Annotated in this window: 19 protein-coding genes; all 19 read left to right on the forward strand. The window is 43.1% G+C overall.

All coding sequences use genetic code 11. The annotated features are described in order from the left end of the window. The first annotated feature begins 34 nt into the window (after positions 1-34). The 19 genes from secA to hprK all read left to right on the forward strand — a co-directional run bounded on the left by secA (position 35) and on the right by hprK (position 24,518). Positions 35-2,545, forward strand: a complete 2,511-nt coding sequence (gene secA / locus WD019_RS07810) for a preprotein translocase subunit SecA (RefSeq protein WP_425711146.1) — start codon at positions 35-37, stop codon at positions 2,543-2,545. A gap of 76 nt (positions 2,546-2,621) precedes the next feature. After that, a protein-coding gene (gene prfB, locus WD019_RS07815) for a peptide chain release factor 2 (protein WP_154658048.1) occupies positions 2,622-3,723 on the forward strand; the annotation gives its coding sequence in 2 pieces (ribosomal slippage) (positions 2,622-2,693 and positions 2,695-3,723; 1,101 coding nt in all). A 181-nt stretch (positions 3,724-3,904) separates the two neighbouring features. Further along, entirely contained in the window at positions 3,905-4,183 is a 279-nt protein-coding gene (locus tag WD019_RS07820) for a YwqI/YxiC family protein (protein ID WP_425711147.1), read from the forward strand. 4 nt (positions 4,184-4,187) lie between these two features. Then, a complete protein-coding gene (locus tag WD019_RS07825; RefSeq protein WP_425711148.1) occupies positions 4,188-5,627 on the forward strand; it encodes a T7SS effector LXG polymorphic toxin in 1,440 nt (479 codons plus the stop codon). An 11-nt stretch (positions 5,628-5,638) separates the two neighbouring features. Continuing rightward, a complete protein-coding gene (locus tag WD019_RS07830) occupies positions 5,639-6,085 on the forward strand; it encodes a hypothetical protein (protein WP_425711149.1) in 447 nt (148 codons plus the stop codon). A 332-nt stretch (positions 6,086-6,417) separates the two neighbouring features. Then, a complete protein-coding gene (locus WD019_RS07835) occupies positions 6,418-8,094 on the forward strand; it encodes a methyl-accepting chemotaxis protein (protein ID WP_425711150.1) in 1,677 nt (558 codons plus the stop codon). Positions 8,095-8,392: 298 nt separating this feature from the next. Continuing rightward, positions 8,393-9,079, forward strand: a complete 687-nt coding sequence (gene ftsE / locus WD019_RS07840; protein WP_026678500.1) for a cell division ATP-binding protein FtsE — start codon at positions 8,393-8,395, stop codon at positions 9,077-9,079. Beyond that, on the forward strand, positions 9,069-9,962 hold the full coding sequence (gene ftsX, locus WD019_RS07845) for a permease-like cell division protein FtsX (protein ID WP_425711151.1): 894 nt from the start codon (positions 9,069-9,071) through the stop codon (positions 9,960-9,962). Before ftsE ends, ftsX begins: the two co-directional genes overlap by 11 nt. A gap of 53 nt (positions 9,963-10,015) precedes the next feature. Then, positions 10,016-11,224, forward strand: coding sequence for a murein hydrolase activator EnvC family protein (locus WD019_RS07850; protein WP_026678498.1), 1,209 nt, complete (start codon positions 10,016-10,018; stop codon positions 11,222-11,224). A 407-nt stretch (positions 11,225-11,631) separates the two neighbouring features. Then, positions 11,632-13,131, forward strand: a complete 1,500-nt coding sequence (gene hutH / locus WD019_RS07855) for a histidine ammonia-lyase (RefSeq protein WP_026678497.1) — start codon at positions 11,632-11,634, stop codon at positions 13,129-13,131. A gap of 280 nt (positions 13,132-13,411) precedes the next feature. Further along, a complete protein-coding gene (locus WD019_RS07860) occupies positions 13,412-14,842 on the forward strand; it encodes a S41 family peptidase (RefSeq protein WP_035351180.1) in 1,431 nt (476 codons plus the stop codon). Between the two features lie 115 nt (positions 14,843-14,957). Continuing rightward, positions 14,958-16,154: a PDZ domain-containing protein gene (locus WD019_RS07865; protein WP_026678495.1), complete on the forward strand. Its 1,197-nt coding sequence runs from the start codon at positions 14,958-14,960 to the stop codon at positions 16,152-16,154. A 130-nt stretch (positions 16,155-16,284) separates the two neighbouring features. Then, the gene (locus tag WD019_RS07870) at positions 16,285-16,518 is read left to right on the forward strand and encodes a DUF2198 family protein (RefSeq protein ID WP_425711152.1); all 234 of its coding nucleotides are present in this window, start codon (positions 16,285-16,287) and stop codon (positions 16,516-16,518) included. Between the two features lie 137 nt (positions 16,519-16,655). Continuing rightward, the gene (uvrB, locus tag WD019_RS07875; RefSeq protein ID WP_425711153.1) at positions 16,656-18,635 is read left to right on the forward strand and encodes an excinuclease ABC subunit UvrB; all 1,980 of its coding nucleotides are present in this window, start codon (positions 16,656-16,658) and stop codon (positions 18,633-18,635) included. 2 nt (positions 18,636-18,637) lie between these two features. After that, positions 18,638-21,514, forward strand: a complete 2,877-nt coding sequence (gene uvrA / locus WD019_RS07880) for an excinuclease ABC subunit UvrA (protein ID WP_425711191.1) — start codon at positions 18,638-18,640, stop codon at positions 21,512-21,514. Between the two features lie 112 nt (positions 21,515-21,626). After that, positions 21,627-21,929 carry a hypothetical protein gene (locus tag WD019_RS07885; RefSeq protein ID WP_026678491.1) on the forward strand — a complete coding sequence of 101 codons (303 nt, stop codon included), beginning with the start codon at positions 21,627-21,629 and terminating at the stop codon, positions 21,927-21,929. Between the two features lie 45 nt (positions 21,930-21,974). Next, on the forward strand, positions 21,975-23,066 hold the full coding sequence (locus WD019_RS07890; RefSeq protein WP_425711154.1) for a DUF4097 family beta strand repeat-containing protein: 1,092 nt from the start codon (positions 21,975-21,977) through the stop codon (positions 23,064-23,066). Positions 23,067-23,103: 37 nt separating this feature from the next. After that, a complete protein-coding gene (locus tag WD019_RS07895; RefSeq protein ID WP_425711155.1) occupies positions 23,104-23,469 on the forward strand; it encodes a phage holin family protein in 366 nt (121 codons plus the stop codon). Positions 23,470-23,582: 113 nt separating this feature from the next. Beyond that, complete coding sequence (hprK, locus tag WD019_RS07900; protein WP_026678357.1) at positions 23,583-24,518, forward strand: HPr(Ser) kinase/phosphatase; 936 nt, start codon at positions 23,583-23,585, stop codon at positions 24,516-24,518. Positions 24,519-24,551 lie beyond the last annotated feature (33 nt).

The raw sequence follows: 24,551 nt of genomic DNA on the forward strand, positions 1-24,551 counted from the left end.
TTCCATTATTTCCTTAACAGAGGAGCGTTTGTAGATGATAGGTTTGCTAAAAAAAATATTTCCGAATTCGAATGACCGAAATTTGAATAGATATCAAAAAATCGCGGATCAAGTGGAAGCGCTTGGCGATCAATTTAAAAATGCATCTGACGAAGACCTTCGCAATAAAACCGATGAATTTAAAGAACGGATTGGTAAAGGTGAATCGTTAGATGATATTTTGCCTGAAGCGTTTGCGGTGGTGCGTGAAGCATCAACCCGCGTCTTAAATATGCGTCCGTATCCTGTTCAAATTATGGGGGCGGTTGCTCTTCACGAAGGAAACATCGCAGAGATGAAAACCGGTGAAGGTAAAACATTGGTTGCGACCATGCCGCTTTATTTAAATGCCCTTGAAGGAAAAGGCGCACACCTCGTAACTGTCAACGAATATTTGGCGCGTCGTGACTCGGAAATTATGGGACCGCTTTTCAATTTCCTCGGCTTATCCGTAGGACTTAATATTTCCGATATGTCCAGCGAGGAAAAGCAAGAAGCGTATAATGCAGACATTACGTATGCGACAAACAATGAATTAGGATTCGACTACCTCCGGGATAACATGGTCGTCTATAAAGAACAAATGGTACAGCGCCCTTTAAATTATGCGATTGTCGATGAAGTCGACTCTATTTTAATTGACGAAGCGCGCACACCATTAATTATTTCAGGTTCCGCCCAAAAATCGACAGAGCTTTATACGATGGCGAACGTATTTGTCCGTACATTAAATAAGGAAACGGATTATACGATTGATGAAAAAACAAAAAATGTGCAGCTGACGGAAGAAGGAATGTCGAAAGCGGAGAATTTTTTCTCGATCGATAACCTTTACGATTATGCGCACGTTACGTTAAATCACCATATTAACCAGGCGTTAAAAGCGAATGTCATCATGATTCGCGATGTGGATTATGTCGTTCAGGATGGAGAAGTGGTCATCGTTGACCAATTTACAGGTCGCCTAATGGCAGGACGGCGCTACAGCGACGGCCTTCACCAGGCGATTGAAGCGAAAGAAGGGCTCGAGATCCAGCGCGAGAGCATGACGCTGGCAACCATTACGTTCCAAAACTATTTCCGGATGTATAAAAAGCTAGCCGGGATGACCGGTACGGCGAAGACGGAAGAAGAAGAATTCCGCAATATTTACAACATGGAAGTCGTTTCGATTCCGACGAACAAGCCGATTGCCCGTAAAGATGCACCGGATATTGTATATAAATCAATGGAAGGCAAGTTCAGGGCGATTGTAAAAGAAATCGTTGAACGGCATGCGACAGGACAACCTATCCTTGTCGGCACGATTTCGGTTGAAACATCTGAATATTTAAGCCAACTGCTGAAGAAAAAAGGCATTCCGCATAACGTGTTAAATGCGAAAAACCATGCGCGCGAGGCCGAAATTATTGAGAACGCCGGACAAAAAGGAATGGTCACGATCGCAACGAACATGGCCGGCCGCGGTACGGACATTAAGCTTGGCGAAGGGGTGCGCGAACTTGGCGGTTTGCATATATTAGGTACGGAGCGCCACGAATCACGCCGGATCGATAATCAGCTGCGCGGACGTTCCGGACGTCAGGGCGATCCAGGTTCTTCCCAATTTTATATTTCAATGGAAGACGAATTAATGCGCCGTTTCGGTTCTGAAAACATGATGAACATGATGGAAAAGCTCGGAATGGATGAGGATACGCCGATCGAAAGCAAGCTTGTGACAAAAGCGGTTGAATCTGCGCAAAAACGGGTCGAAGGATCAAACTTCGATGCCCGGAAGCAGCTTCTTCAATACGATGACGTCATGCGCCAACAGCGCGAGATCATTTATAAACAGCGCCAGGAAGTGCTGGATGCTGACAACTTGAACGAAATTGTGCTGCAAATGCTTGATTCAGTCATTGAGCGAATCGTGACCATTCATACTCCTGAAGAAGCTGTTCAGGAAGAGTGGGAACTAAAGAACATCGTCGACTATGCAACGGCTACGTTCTTAAATGAAAATGACATCACGGAGAAAGACCTTGCAGGCCTTGACCGCGAAGAAATAATCGAGCTTCTGAAACAAAAAGCGAGGGACGATTTCGAAGCAAAGAAAGCTTTAATCGATCCAGAACATATGCGGGAGTTTGAAAAAGCCGTTATTCTCCGTGCGGTCGACAGCAAGTGGATGGATCATATCGACCAGATGGATCAGCTTCGAGAAGGAATCCACCTTCGCGCTTACGGCCAAAACGATCCGCTTCGTGAATATCAATTTGAAGGCTTCGAAATGTTTGAAGCGATGATTGCGGCGATTGAGGAAGAAGTCGTAACTTACATCATGAAAGCACAAGTAGAACAAAATATGGAACGCCAGCAAGTTGCTGAAGGAAAAGCGGTCGTTCCGAGCGATAAGAAAGAGACGAAAAAGAAGCCGATCCGCAAGAAGCAAGACATCGGAAGAAACGCCTTATGCCCTTGCGGAAGCGGCAAGAAATACAAACAGTGCCATGGAGCAAATTAAAACACATGGGAAGAGAGTCGAGCAGGCTCTCTTTCCATATGCAACAAGCGAGAAAACAAGATAGAGGTGCTAAATAATGGATTTAGTGGAAATTAAACAAGAACTTTCAAGTATGGCTAAACGATTAGCGGATTTCAGGGGGTCTCTTTGACCTCGATACGAAAAAAGCAAGAATTGCCGCGTTAGAAGAGCAAATGAGCGCGGCCGATTTTTGGGATGACCAAAACAAAGCGCAAACGGTCATAAGCGAAGCGAACGCTTTAAAAGACCAGGTCAATCAATTTGAGGAGCTCAATTCCTCCTACGAGGACTTGGACGTCGCTTACGAGCTTGTAAAAGAAGAAAACGATGCAGATCTTCAAAAAGAACTGGTTCGTGATTTAAAAGCATTATCAGAAGAATTAAACCGATTTGAACTGACCCTTTTGTTGAATGAACCGTATGATAAAAACAATGCAATCCTTGAACTGCATCCCGGTGCGGGCGGAACGGAATCCCAGGATTGGGCATCGATGCTTCTGCGCATGTATACCCGGTATGCGGAGCGAAAAGGATTTAAAGTTGAAACGCTTGATTACTTGCCCGGGGATGAAGCAGGCGTGAAAAGCGTCACATTGAGCATTAAAGGACATAACGCTTACGGCTATTTAAAAGCTGAAAAAGGCGTACACCGCCTCGTTCGGATTTCGCCGTTTGATTCATCAGGCCGGCGCCACACTTCATTCGTTTCATGTGATGTTATGCCTGAAATCAATGATGATGTCGAAGTCGAAGTCCGGACTGAAGATTTGAAAATCGATACGTACCGATCGAGCGGTGCCGGTGGACAGCACGTCAATACAACGGACTCCGCGGTGCGTATTACCCATATTCCAACGAATATCGTTGTCTCCTGCCAGACGGAGCGCTCACAAATCCAAAACCGCGAACGGGCAATGAAAATGTTGAAAGCAAAATTGCTGCAGCGCAAAATCGAGGAACAACAGGCAGAACTGGCGGAAATTCGTGGCGAACAAAAAGAAATCGGCTGGGGAAGCCAAATACGCTCCTACGTCTTCCACCCGTATAGCCTCGTCAAAGACCACCGGACAAACACCGAAGCTGGCAACGTCCAGGGCGTTATGGACGGGGACATCGATCCGTTCATCGACGCGTATTTGCGCTCGCGAATTAAATAATGCTAAAAAAGAACCTATAAAAGAGGTTCTTTTTTTCTGGTCAGAGTTGTTTCTATAATTTAGAAGGTACTAGAAAAAGATAGTACTATGAAAGTTTCAAATTTGATTTAAAATGGGTAATAGAAATATTAACCAAAGTAACTATCAAAGAAAAAGAACGTTAACTAGAGGTGCACCAGCAATGAGTGAGATCAAAGTAGTCTACGGGGAAGTAGAACAAGCTTTATCCCGTTTAAAATCGGCCGTCCCGTCCATGCAGCCCTCTTTTGCTCCTGTTAAAGAAGGAAGCAACGTCTTGGATACGATGACAAAACTAAAGAACGTGAATGAATCATTGCGTAAAATCATTCAAGCGTATCAAACGCTGCTTTTGGAAAATAAAAAAGCGACAGAGAAGGCCGTCCAATCGATGCGAGAATTGGACGAAAAGCTAATTTATTCGGCCAACGACAAGGGGTGATGTCATGAAGATATTGGATGCCCGGGCGTTTAACCAATCGATCAGTGCCACCGAGAAGTATTTGGAATTGTTGAGCGAACAAATCAAACAGACAAAGGCTGCGGTGAAGGGGATCATTTCACTCGAAGATTCCCTTAAGGGAAAGACGGGGCAGGCGATCCGTTCGTTTTATCAGGAGTGCCACCTTTCGTTTTTGCTTTATTTTGAATCGTTCATTAAAGATTATGAAGCCATTTTAACATCGATCAAAAATCAGTTGAAAAATTTTGAGCCTGATCCAAACGGCGTCATTAGTGAGAGTTTTTTAGAACATGATGTAAGAAGCGGACTCAACAAAATAGAGACAACGGCCATCGGGATTGTTCATGAAGCAAACGAGGCGATGAAAAAAGTCCGGGACATTATAGACCTGCCCGATCTAGATGAAACTCATTTGGTGGAAAGCATCAGACAAGCGAAACGATACAGCAATCATACAATTGAACAGCTTCACGCCTTTGATAAAGCGCAAACCGCCGCGCTGGAAACGGTAGAACACGACATCGCCCTGATGGAAAACTATATCAACCAGATCGGCACAGCCATCAAAAGTGGCGAAGTGAATCTTTCAAATTACTCGGTAAAACAAATCACATCATACGAAAGCTATAATGACTTAATAGGAGACCTTGCCCAAAAGACAAATCCTTACGAAAACAAGTATAGACGCCCGGATGAGGACGAGCAATTAATCGCGGCTTCATACATAGGGGAATTGCAAAATAAAAATTTAACGAAAGAAGAATTTGAAACGCTTAAAGGGAAAGTTGAAACCGTTCATATTTTAGATGAATTGGATGAGTATGATGGAGATTATCATATATACGCAAATGGTATGATTGTTCGAGAATATAAAGATGAACATTTTAATATAAGATATGAATTTGTAGATAAAATTCGCAAAAAGAGAACAGGACGAGCCGAAGGACAAGATTCCCTGTTTGAAGGCACTCCGTTAGAACTTATCGAATATGCCGTTCCTGGAGGTCTTATAAAAACCGGTGCAACAAAACTCGGGAAAAAGGCGATTACAGGTATTGAAAAGAAGTTGGTGAAGGAATTTTCAGGGGATGCGGGTAACACCGCAGCTAACGATATCATTTCAAATATCCCTTCAAATGCCATAAAAAGAGACTTAACCCCTACAGATAATATAAAAGAAGGTGTAGAATATAAATGGAATGATGGAGGAGCCACATGGAGAGTAAGAATTCATAGTAAAGACTTGTCAGCTCCAAACGGCTCTAATGCTAGTAAAGGATGGATTATGAGGGTTCAAAGAGGGAAATGGTTTATGGATTCACAAGGGAATTGGCATAAGAGAAATTTATTAAGCCCAAATAGCCCGTTTTTTAATGAAAACATCGCCGACCAAACACATATACCTATTAAAAAGCTACGTTAGGATGATGAATTTTGAGTGAAATAGTTTTAGAAAATTTGCAAGAAGCATTTATGTTGGATAACAATGGAAAACTAGATGCTATTTACGAGCTTTGTGATATGTTAGAAAGTTATGAATATAAAAGCAATAATATGGAAGACCTAAATAAAATTTTGGATTTCCTTTTGGGGCACTTGGAATCTGAAAGTGATAATCAGTTAGTCGAACAAATGACGGAGGCTATCGTTTTAGCATTTATATATCAAAAAGTAACAACCTTTGATTATAGTAAGGTTGTAAAACTTTTGGAAAATTTGAATGGTAACGCCTTAGCGAATATGATAGAGATTTTAGGGTATTCAAAACAATTGAAATATTTAACTGTGCTAGAACAATATAAAACAAATGAAAATAAATTAGTAAAAGAAGCTGCACTTTTATCAATAAAACAAATTAAGAACGATGAACTGAACTTATAAAATTAGTCATATATCGGTTTATTGTCAACTCGAGTCTTGTAAAGCGAAAGTTGAGTTTTTCTTAATTTGTTTGTTAGTTTTAGGCTAGAAGAGGAAGCAAGATCTATAGCAAAAGAGGTAATAAAAGAAGTACCAGCTAGCAAAGCCGCAAAGAAGATTCTAATTAATGAATAATAAAACAGTCTTTTGAATTTTTTCCTATTCAGTATCTAATTAAGTCGATAAAACCTCCTTCATCAGTGCGATGAAAGAGGTTTTTATTTTTTATCTAGAAGTTGTTTATTTTTTGCCGATATATAAAACGGAACAATAAACGACTTCGAGGTGACGACATGAAAATTAAAGCAAAGCTCAGGTGGCTCGTTCTAGTGACGATTTTGTCATTGCTTATCACGGGAGGGTACGCGGTGTACAGCAATACAAAACAAATGGCTGTCTCAAAAGAATTAACAAAAAATGAGGAATTGAAATACAAATTAAAGCATTTGCAATATCTTCTTGCCGGTTATTCCAATGATGAAAGAGGATTTTTAATCACCGGCGATCCACAGTACAGTAAAGAATTGACCCAAAAGAAAGCAGAACTGTTGAAAGCCTGGAAACAAATAGAACCCGTGTTTCCGAAAAAAGAGGCCGGCCACTTAAATACGGGAATTTCCACCTTTTTAACGACAAGCGATAGAGTGATACAAGCTTACAATGTCGGAGGAAAAAGTGTGGCCAAAACATTGCATTTTAATGATGAAAGAAATGTCCGCAAAAAGTTGCTCTATCCGGCATTAGAAACGCTTCAAACGAAAGTCGAGGGTGACGTCAATCAGCTTGCTAAAACCAATGCAAAAACGCAAAACATTCGAAACTATGCTTATATCTGCTTAATTCTCGTTCTAATCGTCGTCAGCTCGATCATTACCCGGCTGATTTCGCGATCCATTCTTAAGCCAATTAATGCCGTTAATCGAAAATTAAAGGAAATATCCAGTGGCGAAGGCGATTTAACGCAAAAACTCGAGCTGAAATCTAAAGATGAGATGGGTGAGTTGGCCGCATCTTTTAATCACTTTATCGATTCGTTAAGAAAGCTTATTGTTAAAATTTCGGAGAGTACCGACCATGTTGCGTCATCTGCAGAACAGTTAACTGCAAGTGCGGAACAGACAAGCTATGCAACAGAACAAATTACAGCGAGCATCCAACAAGTGGCTTCCGGATCGGAAATTTCTTTGGAAAAAGCGGAGGAAAGTGCGGAGAAGATGATCGAAACAGCCCATATGTATAGCGAGATGTCGAACGAGATGGATGCAATGACCGCGCTTACCGAAACAACGGCAAAACGGGCAAAAACAGGGGGAGTATATGTACATAAGACCGTAGAACAAATGAACAAAATACAACAATCTGTCGCTCAAACGAATGATCGAATCCATACGTTAAAAGAACATTCGGACAGTATTGGCGGAATCGTCACAATAATTACGGATATTGCGAACCAGACGAATTTATTGGCTTTAAATGCCTCGATTGAAGCAGCAAGAGCAGGAGAAAGCGGCAGAGGGTTTGCCGTCGTGGCGGATGAAGTCCGGAAGCTGGCGGAGCAATCAGGAAATTCGGCGAGTCAAATCGGACGGCTGATTACAGGAATCCAGGAGGAAACGAAAATATCATTATCATCGATGGACCATGTAAAAGAAGATGTAACCTCTGGTTTGGCAGTCGTTAAGGATACGGAGGACAACTTCCGTGAAATTTTAAATGCCATTTATGAAATAGATGAAAAGATTGTCCATGTTGCGGGAGTCATAAAAAAATTGGCCGAATCGGCAGACGAATATGCCAATTCCACAGCCCATGTTGCGGAAACGGCAAAAGAGACGGCACAAAACACCCAGGAGGTTGCCGCCTCTACAGAAGAACAAATGGCATCAATGGAGGAAATTGCGGCATCCGCCCAATCTTTATCAAAACTGGCTGAAGAGCTACAAAGCCTTATTGGGAAATTTAAGTTTTAACGTTTGAAAACCACTGTTCATTGGCAGTGGTTTTCAAACATAGGTAAAAAGACCTAATCCGCCCCTTGTAAATGACTATTTTTAAAAGTGGAAATGATAAAAAATCCTCCATTTGTCACTTGTTGTAACAAAATGAAATAGAACTGTAATGATAACAATAATCGGTCAATGTTATAATATTAAGCGGTAAACAGAAAATTAGCGGATTGTGTTTAAGTTTGTCGAAAAGTTTTTTAGGTTACAAATAGACTTCTATATCAAACAAAATTTAAAGCAACAGTAGTAAGGAAGTGATTTTTTGATAGAAATGATCGATGTATGGAAAACATATCCGAACGGTGTTATGGCACTGAATGGGATCGATGTTTACATAGATAAAGGTGAGTTTGTATATGTCGTTGGCCCGAGCGGTGCAGGAAAATCTACATTTGTAAAATGCATGTATCGCGAAGAAAAACCAACAAAAGGCACCATTATGATCAACGGAACGAATTTATCGAAAATAAAAGAACGGCAAATTCCGAAGCTTCGCCGTAAAATCGGAGTGGTCTTTCAAGACTTTAAATTATTGCCGAAACTAACCGTTTATGAAAATGTTGCCTTTGCCCTTGAAGTTATTGAAGAATCTCCGAAAGCCATTCGTCAGCGCGTAATGGAGGTGCTCGACCTCGTTCATTTGAAAAATAAAGCGCGGTTCTTCCCGGATGAGCTTTCCGGCGGCGAGCAGCAACGTGTATCGATTGCCAGGTCGATCGTCAACACACCGCCAGTTGTTATTGCGGATGAACCTACGGGGAACCTTGATCCGGAGACGGCCTGGGGAATCATGGATATTTTTCAAGAGATTAATAGCCGCGGGACAACGGTTGTAATGGCAACACATAATAAAGAAATCGTGAATACCTTTAAGAAACGTGTTATCGCAATAGAAGGCGGAAGAATTGTCCGTGATGAACAGAAGGGGGACTACGGCTATGAAGATTAGAACCCTCAAACGCCACGGCGCAGAAGCATTCAAAAGCCTTGGAAGAAACGGTTGGATGACTTTTGCTTCCATTAGTGCAGTAACTGTAACTTTATTGCTAGTCGGTGTCTTTCTAACCGTACTATTAAACTTAAATAATTTAGCCCATCATATCGAAAATGATGTTGAAATTCGGGCCTATATTGACCGGACAGCGAAACAGGATAATGTTGACCAGCTTCGCGCGCAGATCGAGCAAATCCCGAAAGTAAAAGAAGTAACTTTTTTAACAAAAGAAGAAGGGCTTAAACAACTGATTAAAGATCTTGGGGATCAAGGAAAAGCATTCTCCTCCCTGGAAAAAGAAAACCCTTTGCGGGATGCGTACATTATTAAGACGAAACGGCCTCAAGACACGGCAATTGTCGCAAAGGAAGTTGAAAAGCTGAACTATGTCAAAAATGTTAATTACGGAAAAGGCACCGTTGAAAAGCTTTTTAAAGTAACGAAAGTATCACGAAACATTGGAATGGTGCTTATACTCGGACTGATTTTTACAGCGATGTTTTTGATCGCCAATACGATTAAATTGACAATCATTTCCCGGCGCAGGGAAATTGAAATAATGAAGCTTGTTGGGGCGACCAATGGGTTTATCCGCTGGCCATTCTTCATCGAAGGATTCGCGCTAGGCGTGTTTGGTGCGGTGATTCCCGTTCTTGTTATCGTATTTGGCTATCAGTTTGTCTACGATTCTGTTAGTCCGAAGCTCGCTACGATGTTCATTAAGCTAATTCCGACCTATCCGCTCGTTTTAGAGCTTTCACTATTGCTTATCCTTATTGGCGGAGTAATTGGTGTCTGGGGAAGTTTAACATCTGTCCGCAAGTTCTTAAAAGTGTAGCGTACATGACGATAAAAGAAAAAGGGGTTAGTGGATAAGGGGGAGGACTTTCATTGAATCGCAAGGTTTTAGGAGTATCATTAGCACTCAGTCTTTTTTTAAGCGGGATCGCCACATATGCCAACTATGATACTGCCCATGCCGAGTCGTTAAAAAACATCCAGAAGAAAAAGGCGGCAAATGAGAAAAAGCAAAAAGCGGCAAAAGCAAAATTAAAGGCAAATGAAGAAGATCAGGCAAAGGCAAAGGAAGAAATTAAAAAGCTTGATGCGGAAACGACAAAGACAAATGAAAAAATCCATAAAAAAGAATCCGAGATTAGCAAAGTCAAATTAAAAATCGGTGAATTGGAAAACGAAATTGATGTTGTCCAAAAACGAATTGATAAACGGGACAAGCTGTTGAAAGAGCGGGTCAGCTCTATGTATGAAAGCGGCGGCTCTGTTAAATACCTTGATGTCGTCCTCGGTTCAAAAAACTTCGGCGATTTCATTGACCGTGTATTTGCGCTTAATTTAATTGCCGACCAGGACCGGCAAATTCTTGAAGAGCATAAAGCGGATAAAAAGCTTTTAGAAGACAAAAAGCTCAAATTAGAAACGGCTTTAACCTCTCTTCAGCAAAAAATGGACGAGCTTAAAACATTAAAGAATGAACTTGAAGAAAAAGTAAAAGAGAAAAACAAGTTGATGGCTTCTCTGAAAAAGGAGCATAGCCAACTGGAAGATGATGTTGAGGAATTCGAGCATACGGCCGATTTGCTTAAAGCGCAGGAAGAGGCAATGAAAGCCGAAAAGATCCGTGCACAAATGCAAGCCGAGCGGGGGAATGTGTCCCATAGCAGCACTGGCGCAGACGCTCCTGATCTTGGAAACGGCATGTTGATGAAACCGGCAAGCGGTGTGTTTTCTTCCGGATTCGGCCACCGCGGCAGCGAATTCCATGCCGGAGTCGATATCGCGGCAAGAGGCACGGTTCCGATTTATGCTGCAGCTGACGGTACGGTCATCCGTTCCTATTATTCTACTTCTTATGGAAATTGCATTTTCATTTCACATTCGATTAAAGGGCAAGTCTATACGACGGTTTATGCCCATATGAGCTCAAGAGTCGTAAATGGCGGTTCCGTTCACAGAGGGCAGCTGATAGGGTATATGGGGAACACGGGCGCCTCGCACGGACAGCACCTTCATTTCGAACTTCATAAAGGCCCGTGGAATATGGCGAAATCCAATGCGATTGACCCAAGACCATACTTTTAATAAAGGTCTTGATCAAGCATAGGGAAAATGAATAACATGTAGCAAATTGCACATCTAGTCTAGTATAGATTAGATGTGCTTTTATTAATAAAAGAAGCGTATTGATGAGCAATCAAATAAATACGCTCCTATTATAATTGGTAAATGTTGTGACTTTTAAAAATTGGTTGACAAATCATTTTGAGTGCGTAATACTATATTCAGGTACCTTAGACGTTAGTAAGAAGTGCACTCTAGTAAATTTAATGTTTTAGATTAGTTTTATTTTTATAACATAATCGTTTAAAGCCCATAGTTTATACAGTTTATAGGGGGCTATACCAAAAGCGAACCTCTTGTTTTTGGTATAGCCCCCTTTTTGTTTTCTACCTGCAAGGCCATTTATGAATAAAAAGGAGCGATTTTTTATGTTTGTTCAGCTTGATGGAAATTCTTTAACATTTGACCAAATTGATAAAGTGATTTATGAAGGGTATCCTGTTAAAATTAGCGAGCATGCGTTAGAAAAAATTAAACAAAGCAGGGATCTAGTTGAGGAAAGCATTAAGAGCAACAAAGTGATTTACGGAGTAAACACAGGGTTTGGCAAATTTAGCGATACAATGATTTCAGAAGCTGATTTAGCCGACTTGCAAATCAATTTAATTCGAAGCCATGCCTGTGGAATCGGGGAACCGTTTTCTTCAGAGGTAAGCAAAGCGATGTTGCTACTAAGAGCGAATGCGTTGGCAAAAGGGTATTCGGGGATTCGTCTTGAAACATTGCAGCTGCTCATCGACTGTTTGAACCAAAATATTATTCCGGTCATCCCAAGTCAGGGATCACTAGGTGCCAGCGGCGATTTAGCTCCTTTATCACATATTGCATTACTGTTAGTCGGCGAAGGCGAAGCGATTTATAACAATGAAAAAATGTCGGGGGGAGAAGCGCTAAGACTGGCGGGTCTAAATCCGATAAAACTCCAGGCAAAAGAAGGCCTTGCGTTAATAAACGGAACGCAAGCGATGACGGCTGTCGGTGTGATTTCCTATATGGAAGCCCAAAGACTTGCTGATCTCGCAGACGGGGTAGCTTCTTTAACATTAGAAGGACTACGGGGAATCGTAGATGCTTTCACTCCGGAATCTCATTCAGTAAGACCTTATCCTGAACAACAAAAAGTGGCTGGAAGAATTCTTTCCTATCTTGAGGGAAGTCAATTAACAACGACTCAAGGAGAAATCAGGGTGCAAGATGCTTATTCATTGCGGTGCATTCCGCAGGTTCATGGGGCCGTTCAGCAAGTATTGAATTATGTCAAGGAGAAACTGGCGATCGAAATCAATTCAGCAACAGATAACCCATTAATCTTCTCAGATAGTGGAAACGTTATATCCGGAGGGAATTTCCACGGCCAGCCTATTGCTTTTGCTATGGACTTTCTTGGTATCGCTATTTCTGAAATCGCAAGTATTTCTGAAAGACGTATTGAACGATTGGTTAACCCGCAGCTTAATGATCTGCCCGCATTTTTAAGTGCTGATCCCGGGCTTCAATCAGGATTAATGATCACGCAATATGCTGCCGCATCGTTAGTTTCAGAAAATAAAACATTAGCTCACCCTGCCAGTGTCGATTCCATTCCGTCATCTGGCAACCAGGAGGACCATGTCAGCATGGGGACAACGGCAGCGCGCCATGCGTATCAAATTATTCAAAATAGCCGCAGGGTTCTTGCGATTGAGGCCATTTGCGCCGCTCAGGCCGCTGATATTCGAGGGGCGGAAAAACTCGCGCCAGAAACTAAAAAAATGTATTCAAAAATAAGAGAAGTTGTTCCAACGATTACAAAAGACCGTATGTTCTCGCGTGACATTGAGAAACTGGCTTCTGCCCTTAAAGAAGATGTATGCGAAGTGCTCATATGAATAGATTTAAAAAACGTTTGAAATGCAAGATTTCTTAGCTTTATTATTCATTTACTAACTTAAGGTGCTACATTTTTCTTTACCGAACATGAAATATAAGGTACTATAAAATCATTCATAATGGATACAAGCTGTTCATACAATGAAGTAGAGGTTGGACAGGAATTCCGTCCTACACTTACTTTGAAAAAGGCATCGCATCTTATGGTGTGATGCCTTTTCCTGCAAACTAAACGAGGTGAGCCTATTGAAAGTAAGGGGAAAAATTGTTGCACTTCTTATGGTTTTATCATTATTGGCAGGGGCAGGCGCCATGTATGCCGGAATGGCGATTTTCGGCGATGGGCTAACGACAGCAAAAAGCGGCGCCATTGAAAACATGCCTCCGGCCCATTCAAAAGCCGATGTTCAAAACGAGTTTAAAAAGCTTGAGCTAGCGTACAAATTAATCGAATCGAACTATTACAAAAATGTGAACTCGGATGAATTGTTGGAAGGCGCCATTCAGGGAATGATTAAAACATTAAAAGATCCTTATTCGGCTTATATGGATAAGGAGACCGCCGGACAATTCACGCAATCTCTTGAATCGTCTTTTGAAGGAATCGGGGCAGAAGTAGGCATGGTTAATGATAAAGTGACGATTATCGCTCCATTTAAAGATTCACCGGCAGAGAAGGCCGGGTTAAAGCCCAATGACCAGATCTATACGGTTGATGGAAAAAGCCTCGATGGACTGGATTTAAACAAGGCTGTTTTGAAAATACGCGGAAAGAAAGGATCCGTCGTGACGCTTGGCATTAAGCGCGAAGGGGTCCATGAAGTCATGAAGGTGAAAGTCAAACGTGACACGATCCCGATCGAAACCGTTTACTCCGACACGAAAAAGGTGAACGGCAAAACGGTAGGCGTGTTAAAAATAACATCGTTTTCTGAAAATACGGGTGAGGATTTCAAGACGAAATTAGAATCGTTAGAGAAAAAAGGCATCGATGGGTTGATCATTGACGTTCGCGGCAATCCTGGAGGGTACTTGCAGGCCGTCGAAACGATCGTTGACCAAATCATTCCGAATAAAAAGCCATCTTTGCAAATTGAAGACCGCAACGGTAAAAAACAGCGCTATTTCTCTAAATTAAAAGAGAAGAAAAGCTACCCGATTATCGGGCTCATTGATGGCGGCAGTGCTTCCGCTTCAGAAATATTGGCGGGTGCGTTAAAAGAGGCCGGCGGCTATGAACTCGTTGGCGAAAAATCTTTCGGTAAAGGGACAGTGCAAAACGCAACAGATTTTAACGACGGAAGCAACATTAAATTGACGATCGCAAAATGGCTTACGCCGGACGGAAATTGGATTCATAAAAAAGGAATCGAGCCGTCGCAAGAAGTGAAGCAGCCTCCTTATTTTTATAGCAACTTCTTAACGGTCGAAAAACCGCTTGAGTTTGATATGACAGGCGAGCAAATTAAAACCGCCCAAAAAATGCTGCGCGGCCTTGGATTTGAGCCGGGACGCACGGATGGTTATTTTGATGAGAAGACAGAAACCGCTGTAACGGCATTCCAAAAAGCGAATGATTTAAGAGCATCCGGTGTGATTGATAAAAAGACGGCGGAGCGAATCGAGGAAAAAATCATTTCGAAAGTCCGTGATGAAAAAAATGATTTGCAGCTTCAAACCGCCCTCCAGCTAATTACAGATGGCAACTAAGCTAGAAAATAAGCCGAAGCCCCGCTTCGGCTTATTTTTTTATTGTAAGTTGCTTTAGCAACTTCAACTGAAGTTTGATAGAATAGGAGAAAAGAGGCTTGTTAGGGGTGAATTTATGGTTCCATATGCGATTGGATGGCTAAAAGGAGTTGCCGGCCTATTTTTGCATCCCCTTCTTTATGTGTTTATTGGATTGGCTTTTTACATCGGATATAAACGGGTAAAGCGGGAACGGAAAGAATTTAAAGTAAAGGTGCATCCGCTGATCGATAACCTCATTCAATCCGTGCTTCCCGGGCTGTTGGTTGGCATCGTGTTTTCGACAATCGTGCTAGTTGCCGGAATTAGCATACCGATGGGTATGGTCGTGTTAATCGGGATGATGTATATTTTGCTCGGTTTGTCATTGAAAACACGTCTCATGAATCCGGCCTATGCGATCGGGCTATCAGCGCTTGTCGCCAGTTTACTGCCCGCGTTTCATACAGGCTCAAAGGCGATTGATCGCTGGATAATGGAAGTTCAGCATACGCCGATTGAGACACTTGCTTTTCTATTAGCTATGCTGCTTATCCAGGAAGCTATTCTTATTCTTTGGAAAGGGGCAAAGCGGACATCACCGCGCTTGTTCAAAGGAAAAAGAGGGCAGTTTATCGGTGCGCATGAAGCGACCCGTCTATGGCTCGTCCCGCAATTTTTACTCCTGCCTGTAGGTTCGTTCCCGCATGACGGATGGTGGCCGCTATTTAGCATGGACGCAGCGGGGTACACGATCATTCTTATTCCATTTGCGGTCGGATTCAGGCAGCTTGTTACATCTACGATGCCGGCTGAAGCGATTAAAATGACGGGTGAACAAGTATTGGCATTAGGAGTGCTTGTTTCACTTATTACCCTCGGCGGTTTTTATTTCAACCTTCCCATGCTCTCACTCATCGCAGTCATTGGCGGTATGTTATGCCGGGAGTTCATTACAATCGCCGCAAGCAAATACGATAACAAAAGGGCTTCATTTTTTGTGAAAAGAAATGCGGGGCTTCTTGTCTTAGGCGTAGTCCCCGGAGCGCCGGCGGCTTCAATGGGAATTGAGATCGGTGAAGTAATCATGAAGGTGAACGGCATGCCAGTGGCGAATGAAGAGGATTTTTACAAAGCTCTGCAAATTAACGCTGCTTTTTGTAAGTTGGAAGTCCTTGATAAAAACGGGGAAATTCGTTTTGCCCAGCGTTCGCTTTATGAAAATGAACACCACAAGTTAGGGCTTTTGTTTGTCCATGAATTGGAGGATAGGAAAAGCGCTGTTGGCACATAACTCCTTTTGCACGGGGCTGGCCGAAAAGGAGCTGATTCTTATTCAATCGGCTCCTTTTGTTTTTATCATGAACGTATAGTATGGTTAAGAAGTGCATTATCGTATAGGAAATTGAAAGAGAGGCTTCACCATGATTTTTCAAGTCATTTTGGCGGCGCTTTTGCCGATTTTTTTTCAACTGCTTTTCAATCGCATTTTATTTTCAAAGTTTGTGCCGCTCATTATAACCGTATTGATTTTACTTTTTGCGTTTGATGGCATCCATCGCCCGCTCGCCATCCAGATCATCGCCATCGTTTCCACTGGAATCGGTTTTTGGCTCGGGCTTTTTATTTATCGAAAACAGGAGAAAAAGGTGGAGTAAGTAAAGCGTCACTCAAAAAGGGTGGCGCTTTACTTATTCGTTGAATTTCCAACGAATATTTGTTCGTGAAAATTAGGTTTTCTATAGCTGACTGTGATATAATGTCAATAGAATAGAAGAGAACGGAGGGGTTACTCTTGAGTGAAGGTTTTGAACTAGTTTCCGCCTATCAGCCGCAGGGCGATCAGCCTGAAGCAATCCGGCAGCTGGTGAAAGGAATCCAATCAGGAAAACGAAATTTAACGCTTCTTGGAGCGACCGGAACAGGGAAAACATTTACCGTATCGAATGTCATTAAAGAAATAAACAAGCCGACACTTGTCATTGCCCATAATAAAACATTAGCCGGCCAGCTTTACAGTGAATTTAAAGAGTTTTTTCCGAACAATGCAGTAGAATACTTTGTCAGCTACTACGACTATTATCAGCCGGAAGCTTATATCCCGCAATCGGATACGTACATTGAAAAAGATGCGAGCATTAATGATGAGATTGATAAACTGCGGCACTCCGCTACGAGCGCTTTATTCGAACGGAACGATGTCATCATCGTAGCGAGCGTGTCGTGCATTTACGGTCTCGGTTCCCCGGAAGAATATAAAAGCCTTGTCATCTCGCTCAGGACAGGAATGGAAAAGGATCGTGACAAGCTGCTTCGCGAATTGGTCGACGTTCAATACATTCGTAATGACATTAATTTTACGCGGGGAACGTTCCGTGTTCGCGGAGATGTCGTTGAAATTTTCCCGGCCTCCCGAGATGAACATTGTCTTCGTGTCGAGTTTTTCGGAGACGAAATTGATCGGATTACAGAGGTCGATGCCTTGACGGGGGAAATTATCGGTGAACGGACGCATGTTGCGATTTTCCCGGCCTCTCACTTCGTTACGCGGGAAGAAAAGATGAAGATTGCCATTAAGCGGATTGAAGAAGAGCTTGAAGAACGGCTAAAACAATTAAAAGAAGAAGGAAAGCTGCTTGAAGCGCAGCGCCTTGAGCAGCGGACCCGATATGACATTGAAATGATGAGCGAAATGGGCTTTTGTTCAGGGATCGAGAACTATTCTGTCCATTTGACATTGCGCCCGATTGGCTCCACGCCGTATACGTTGTTGGATTATTTTCCCGAGGATTCGTTAATCATTATTGATGAATCGCATGTCACGTTGCCGCAAATTCGCGGGATGTACAACGGCGACCAGGCGCGGAAAAATGTGCTTGTGGAGCATGGGTTCCGTCTTCCGTCAGCAAAGGATAACCGTCCGCTGACGTTCGAAGAGTTCGAAGCGAAAAAGTTCCAGCATATCTATGTATCCGCAACTCCAGGGCCTTACGAATTGGAGCACTCTCCGAAGCCGATCGAGCAAATCATCCGTCCGACAGGCTTGCTTGATCCTGAAGTTGAAGTTCGTCCAATCAAGGGGCAAATTGATGATCTGCTTGGCGAAATTAACGAGCGGACGGCGAAAAATGAACGGGTCCTTGTCACGACATTAACGAAAAAAATGGCCGAGGATTTAACCGACTATTTAGAGGAAATGGGTGTGAAAGTCCGGTATTTGCATTCGGAAATTAAAACATTGGAGCGAATTCAAATTATCCGTGACCTTCGCCTTGGCGTCTTTGATGTTCTTGTCGGGATTAACTTGCTTCGGGAAGGGCTCGATATTCCGGAAGTTTCGCTCGTTGCCATTTTGGACGCCGATAAAGAAGGGTTCCTCCGCTCCGAACGTTCACTTATTCAGACAATTGGCCGGGCGGCGAGAAACGCAAACGGCCATGTGATCATGTATGCTGACAAAATAACGAATTCGATGAAAATCGCCATTGAAGAGACGAGGAGACGTCGCGAAACCCAGATGAAATACAATGAGAAACATAACATTACACCGCAGACGATCAAAAAGGAAGTGCGTGATGTCATCCGCGCGACTTATGCCGCAGAAGGAGCGGAAACGTACAAAACGGATGCTCCAAAGCAAAAAATGAGCAAGAAAGATCGCGAAGCCTTTATTGAACGGCTTGAAAAAGAAATGAAGGACGCAGCAAGAAACTTGCAATTTGAACGTGCGGCCGAGCTTCGTGATACGATACTTGAATTGAAGGCGGAAGGATGAGGATGTTGTCAACCAACCAGAATATTGTTATTAAGGGAGCAAGAGCTCATAATTTAAAAAATATTGATGTGACGATTCCAAGAGATAAATTGGTTGTTGTTACAGGACTTTCCGGTTCGGGGAAGTCGTCGCTTGCATTTGATACGATCTATGCCGAGGGACAGCGCCGCTATGTGGAATCTCTTTCTGCATATGCCCGCCAGTTCCTTGGACAGATGGATAAACCGGATGTCGACTCGATTGAAGGATTATCACCTGCGATTTCGATCGATCAAAAAACGACGAGCCGCAATCCGCGTTCGACGGTTGGAACAGTTACGGAAGTGTATGATTATTTGCGCCTGTTGTTCGCCCGAATTGGCCGCCCGGTCTGTCCAAAACACGGGATTGAAATTACATCCCAGACCATTGAGCAAATGGTCGATCACATTTTAGAATACCCTGAACGGACAAAGCTGCAAATACTAGCCCCGATCGTTTCCGGAAGAAAAGGGGAGCACGTGAAGGTATTGGAAGACATTAAGAAACAGGGCTATGTCCGGGTCCGCATTGACGGTGAAATGCGGGAGGTTAGTGAAGACATTCGACTTGAGAAAAATAAAAAACATACAATTGAAGTCGTGATTGACCGTGTTGTGATTAAAGAAGGCATCTCCACGCGTCTGTCCGATTCACTGGAGACGGCGCTCCAGTTAGCGGACGGGAGTGTTATCGTAGATGTAATCGGTGAGGAAGAGCTGCTATTTTCACAGAAACATGCCTGCCCGTATTGCGGTTTTTCGATCGGTGAATTAGAGCCGCGCCTGTTTTCTTTCAACAGTCCATTTGGAGCCTGCCCTTCGTGTGACGGTCTAGGAATGAAGCTTGAAGTCGATCCAGAACTTGTCGTCCCGAATTGGAATTTATCGTTGAATGAACATGCCATTGCCCCATGGGAGCCCGTCAGTTCGCAATATTATCCACAGCTCCTTACAAGCGTATGTAATCATTACGGCATTGATATGGATGTGCCGATTAAAGACCTGCCGAAAGAGCAGATGGATAAAGTGTTATATGGAAGCGGGGACGAATACATTCATTTCCGCTATGAAAATGATTTCGGCCAAATTCGTGAAAACGACATTCAATTCGAAGGCGTTCTCGGCAATATTGAACGCCGTTATAAAGAAACAAGCTCTGACTACGTCCGCGAACAAATGGAAGGCTACATGGCGCAAAAACCATGCCCGACATGTAAGGGATACCGGCTGAAGAAAGAGGCGCTTGCTGTCCTCATTAACGGAAAACATATCGGCGAAACGACCGCCCTCTCGATTACAGAGGCAAAGGAGTTCTTTGAAAACCTGGATCTTACCGATAAAGAGCGGGCAATCGCACGGTTAATCTTGAGGGAAATTGTCGACCGTCTCGGATTTCTGGCGAATGTTGGACTGGATTATTTAACGTTAAGCCGGGCAGCGGGGACGCTTTCCGGCGGGGAAGCGCAGCGCATTCGGCTGGCGACACAGGTCGGTTCAAGATTGACAGGAGTCCTTTACATTTTAGATGAACCGTCGATTGGTTTGCATCAAAGAGATAATGATCGCTTGATCCGTACATTAGAGGAAATGCGCAGCCTTGGCAATACGCTGATTGTTGTTGAACATGATGAAGATACAATGCTTGCTGCCGACCATATTATCGACATTGGCCCTGGAGCAGGAGCCCATGGCGGTAAGATTACGGCTCAAGGATCGCCAAATGAAATTATGGATGATCCGAATTCATTGACGGGACAATATTTATCCGGCAAGAAATTTATCCCGCTTCCTAACGAACGGCGCAAACCGGATGGCCGATATATTGAAATCGTCGGCGCGACGGAAAACAATTTAAAAAATGTGAAAGTAAAAATTCCGTTAGGCTTATTTACAGGGGTCACCGGCGTTTCTGGTTCAGGGAAAAGCACGCTCGTCAACGAAATTCTCCATAAAGCGCTTGCCCAGAAGCTTCATAAGGCAAAAGACAAGCCGGGAGCCCATAAAGCGATCAAAGGATTGGAGCATGTCGATAAAGTAATTGACATTGACCAGTCGCCGATCGGCAGGACGCCGCGTTCCAATCCGGCGACATACACCGGCGTATTCGATGATATACGCGACGTATTTTCGGCAACAAACGAGGCAAAAGTGCGCGGCTATAAAAAAGGCCGGTTTAGCTTCAATGTCAAGGGCGGACGGTGCGAAGCATGCCGTGGCGATGGAATCATTAAAATCGAAATGCATTTTCTTCCCGATGTTTATGTTCCGTGCGAAGTATGCCATGGTAAACGTTACAACCGTGAAACGCTCGAAGTGAAATATAAAGGGAAAAGCATTGCCGATATTTTAGATATGACGGTCGAGGAATCCGTGAAGTTTTTTGAAAACATCCCGAGAATTAAGCGAAAGCTTGAAACGATTTTAGATGTCGGGCTCGGGTATATTAAACTCGGCCAACCGGCGACGACCCTTTCCGGCGGGGAAGCGCAGCGCGTGAAACTTGCTTCGCAATTGCATAAACGATCAACCGGCAAGACCATTTACATTTTGGATGAGCCGACAACCGGTCTTCATGTCGATGATATATCCCGCTTGTTAAAAGTATTACAGAGGCTTGTTGATAATGGTGATTCCGTTCTCGTCATCGAGCACAATCTAGATGTCATTAAACAATGCGACTATTTAATCGATCTTGGACCAGAAGGCGGAGATAAGGGAGGCACGATTGTCGGAACCGGCACGCCGGAAGAACTGGCGGAAGTTCCTGAATCTTATACCGGCCGTTACCTTGCTCCTGTGCTAAAAAGGGACCAAAAGCGGATGAAAGCATTCATACAGGAAAAAGAATCTGTTTCTTAAGAGTAAGCACCGTGCCTTTATAAGCGGTGCTTTTCTTTACATCTTTCTTCATAAAAGCTTAAAATGTAGAGGTACTTTTGGTAGATCTTTGTAAGACAGAGGAGGGAAGACAATGTCTCCTAAATCAAGCCGAATTCTTTCGTCTCTTTGTTATTTCAGTGTTTTATTTGCGCCGTTTGTATTTTCCGTTCTCGTTTATTTATTTACCGGAGAGCCGGCTGTACAAATTCAGGCAAGAAAGGCATTCCTTTCGCATATTCTTGTACTTGTCGCCATTTCATTAGGAATTACATTCTCTGCCGAATCAGGTTTTCAAACGAAAACCATTATCATTTCCGCCATTCTTTTTGCACTCCCGGCAGTTATCGCCATCGTCTGGAATATTGTAAAAGGCGTTAAAGTATGTATACGGTAAGGTTACAACTTTAAATGGCCCCGTACGAATCGTGGAGGTGATGAAATGACTGAACGAAAAATGATTTTACAAATGTTAAATGAAGGAAAAATCACGGTAGAGGAAGCCGAACGGTTATTGCATGCAGTACACGATCCAAATCCGAAAGCCCCCCATAAGGGCAAAGAAGAAAAAAAACATTCATCTTTAGAGAAAGAACCGTCCGCAAGCCAAAAGATAGGCAAATTTATCGATCAAGTTTCCGAGCGGATCAAAAAGGTTGATTTTGATTTCAATTTTGGGCCGCATGAAGAGATCCAATATGTGTTTGAGGCGAATAACGTGTCTTTTGACAGGGTCGATATTGAAATTCGCAACGGCTCGATTAAAGTGATTCCGTGGGAGAAGAATGATGTACGCATCGAATGTAAAGCGGCGGTATATAAAGTTCCCGAAGAAATAACGGCTACGACGAAATTCCAAAATGAAACGTTTTTTGACTGCGAGGCGCCAAAGCTTCGATTTTATGCCAGGGATAAAACGCAAAAGGTAAATGCCGTTTTCTTCATTCCGGAAATCGAGTATGAAAACATGAAACTGACAACGTTTAACGGACCAATTAAAGTACACAATATAAAAGTAAAAGAATTAGAGACAAAATCGACGATTGGAAATTTAATCGTAGAGTCATGCACCGGCCAAAAAATACAGTCTGAAGCGAATCATGGAAGCATGACGTTAAAAGACAATCGCTGGATCGACATGTCTCTGGAAACAATCAATGGACCGGTTCGCTTTTCCGGTGAGGCAGAAAACGCGATGGCTGAAACGATCAATGGAACAATTTACTTTGAGCAGCGTTCGGTGTTAAAAGGAAATGCCCTGCTTAAAACTGTCACGGGCAAAATCGAAGCAGAATTGCCGGAAGACATTGAGCTCGAAGCCGATTTAAAAACGTATGTTGGCAGCATCCATTGTGATTTTACCGGGATGGAAATCATTGAAGAGAAAAAAGAGCTCGCTAAGAAGACGCTTCACTTTATTGCCAATAAAGATACGTTCCCTAAGTATCAATTAGAAGCGGAAGCGAAAACGGGTTCGATTACTGTTTCCAAACGAAAGCTTGCTGAAATAAACGAGGATTCTTCGCTGAAATAAGCGCGTACTTATAGGAAAGTGATGTGTAGAAACTAAAATGATCAACTGGATAATCTCTGTTTTTGTCAATACGATCGTTCTTATGGTCATCGACATTATTTTCAGGCCGTCATTTCATTTGGAAAGTGTAGGCGCATGCCTGTTGGCGAGTATCATTTTGTCGATTTTCCGCATTTTTATTAAACCGATTTTGGTCATTCTTACATTGCCGGTGACGATCGTCACGCTTGGCCTGTTTTTATTTGTTATTAACGCTATTTTGCTTGAATTGACTTCGGCAGTAATGGGAGATGCTTTTACAATTCGAAACTTTGGCATGGCACTTATCGCATCTGTCATCATTTCCGTGCTGACTTTGCTCATTCAAGAGTTTGTCGTTAAACCGCTCAGAAAAAAAGACTAAACACTATCCCGCGGCCGGGTAGTGTTTTTTTTTGAATAAGTAATTTTGGTGAAAGGGCTAAAGAATGGTACAATACCGATAGATGAAAAAGGGGAGTATGCAGGAGGATCTATATGGTGAAAGTGCTTATGGAAGAGTTGATTGATAAATTTCAGCTAGAATTGGTCAGCGGGGAAGAAGGTGTCCACCGAAATATTTTAGTAAGTGATATTTCCAGGCCCGGACTGGAGATGGCGGGGTATTTTAACTTTTATCCGTCGGACCGGGTACAGTTGCTCGGTCAAACAGAATTATCGTTCATAACGAAACTGGATTCCGAAACTCGCCTGGACAGAATGTTGCAGCTCTGTACGGATGAAACGCCAGGGATCATTATTTCGCGCGGGTTGGAAGTGCCGAAAGAGTTGTTGATCGCTTCTAATCAAACCGGCGTTCCGGTCATGCGTTCAAAGTTGACGACAACGAGGCTATCAAGCCGATTAACCAACTACCTGGAAAGCCGTCTCGCACCGACAACGGCGGTTCACGGCGTGCTTGTTGACATTTACGGGATTGGAGTGTTAATCACCGGAAATAGCGGCGTCGGAAAAAGCGAAACAGCGCTTGAACTAGTCAAACGCGGCCACCGCTTAGTTGCCGATGATTCTGTTGAAATCCGGCAAGAAGAAGAAGAACGGCTTGTCGGGAGCGCACCTGAATTAATTAAGCATTTATTAGAGATTCGCGGATTGGGCATTATTAATGTCATGACATTGTTTGGGGCGGGCGCGATTCGGGCGCAAAAAGAAATCGATCTAATTATCCATTTAGAAATATGGAATTCGAAAAAAATGTATGATCGGCTTGGAATGGATGAAGAAACGACGAAAATTATTGACGTGGACATTCCGATACTAACGGTTCCCGTTCGGCCGGGCCGTAACCTCGCTGTCATTATTGAAGTAGCGGCGATGAACTTCCGGTTGAAGCGAATGGGCGTGAACGCTGCGCAGCAATTTTCGGAGCGGTTAAATGATGCGATTCGGTTGGGGGATGAAGAAGGCTACTAACGCAACAAGAGGATAAAATTTTTGATTAGGCAA

Source organism: Fictibacillus sp. Mic-4 (assembly GCF_049843615.1).
GTDB classification, from domain to species: domain Bacteria; phylum Bacillota; class Bacilli; order Bacillales; family Fictibacillaceae; genus Fictibacillus_A; species Fictibacillus_A gelatini.

Coding starts and splice junctions, on each gene's coding strand:
- secA (WP_425711146.1), top strand. CDS start 35: ATGATAGGTTTGCTAAAAAAAATATTTCCGAATTCGAATGACCGAAAT.
- WD019_RS07820 (WP_425711147.1), top strand. CDS start 3,905: ATGAGTGAGATCAAAGTAGTCTACGGGGAAGTAGAACAAGCTTTATCC.
- WD019_RS07825 (WP_425711148.1), top strand. CDS start 4,188: ATGAAGATATTGGATGCCCGGGCGTTTAACCAATCGATCAGTGCCACC.
- WD019_RS07835 (WP_425711150.1), top strand. CDS start 6,418: ATGAAAATTAAAGCAAAGCTCAGGTGGCTCGTTCTAGTGACGATTTTG.
- ftsX (WP_425711151.1), top strand. CDS start 9,069: ATGAAGATTAGAACCCTCAAACGCCACGGCGCAGAAGCATTCAAAAGC.
- hutH (WP_026678497.1), top strand. CDS start 11,632: ATGTTTGTTCAGCTTGATGGAAATTCTTTAACATTTGACCAAATTGAT.
- WD019_RS07860 (WP_035351180.1), top strand. CDS start 13,412: ATGGTTTTATCATTATTGGCAGGGGCAGGCGCCATGTATGCCGGAATG.
- WD019_RS07865 (WP_026678495.1), top strand. CDS start 14,958: ATGGTTCCATATGCGATTGGATGGCTAAAAGGAGTTGCCGGCCTATTT.
- WD019_RS07870 (WP_425711152.1), top strand. CDS start 16,285: ATGATTTTTCAAGTCATTTTGGCGGCGCTTTTGCCGATTTTTTTTCAA.
- uvrA (WP_425711191.1), top strand. CDS start 18,638: ATGTTGTCAACCAACCAGAATATTGTTATTAAGGGAGCAAGAGCTCAT.
- WD019_RS07885 (WP_026678491.1), top strand. CDS start 21,627: ATGTCTCCTAAATCAAGCCGAATTCTTTCGTCTCTTTGTTATTTCAGT.
- WD019_RS07890 (WP_425711154.1), top strand. CDS start 21,975: ATGACTGAACGAAAAATGATTTTACAAATGTTAAATGAAGGAAAAATC.
- WD019_RS07895 (WP_425711155.1), top strand. CDS start 23,104: ATGATCAACTGGATAATCTCTGTTTTTGTCAATACGATCGTTCTTATG.
- hprK (WP_026678357.1), top strand. CDS start 23,583: ATGGTGAAAGTGCTTATGGAAGAGTTGATTGATAAATTTCAGCTAGAA.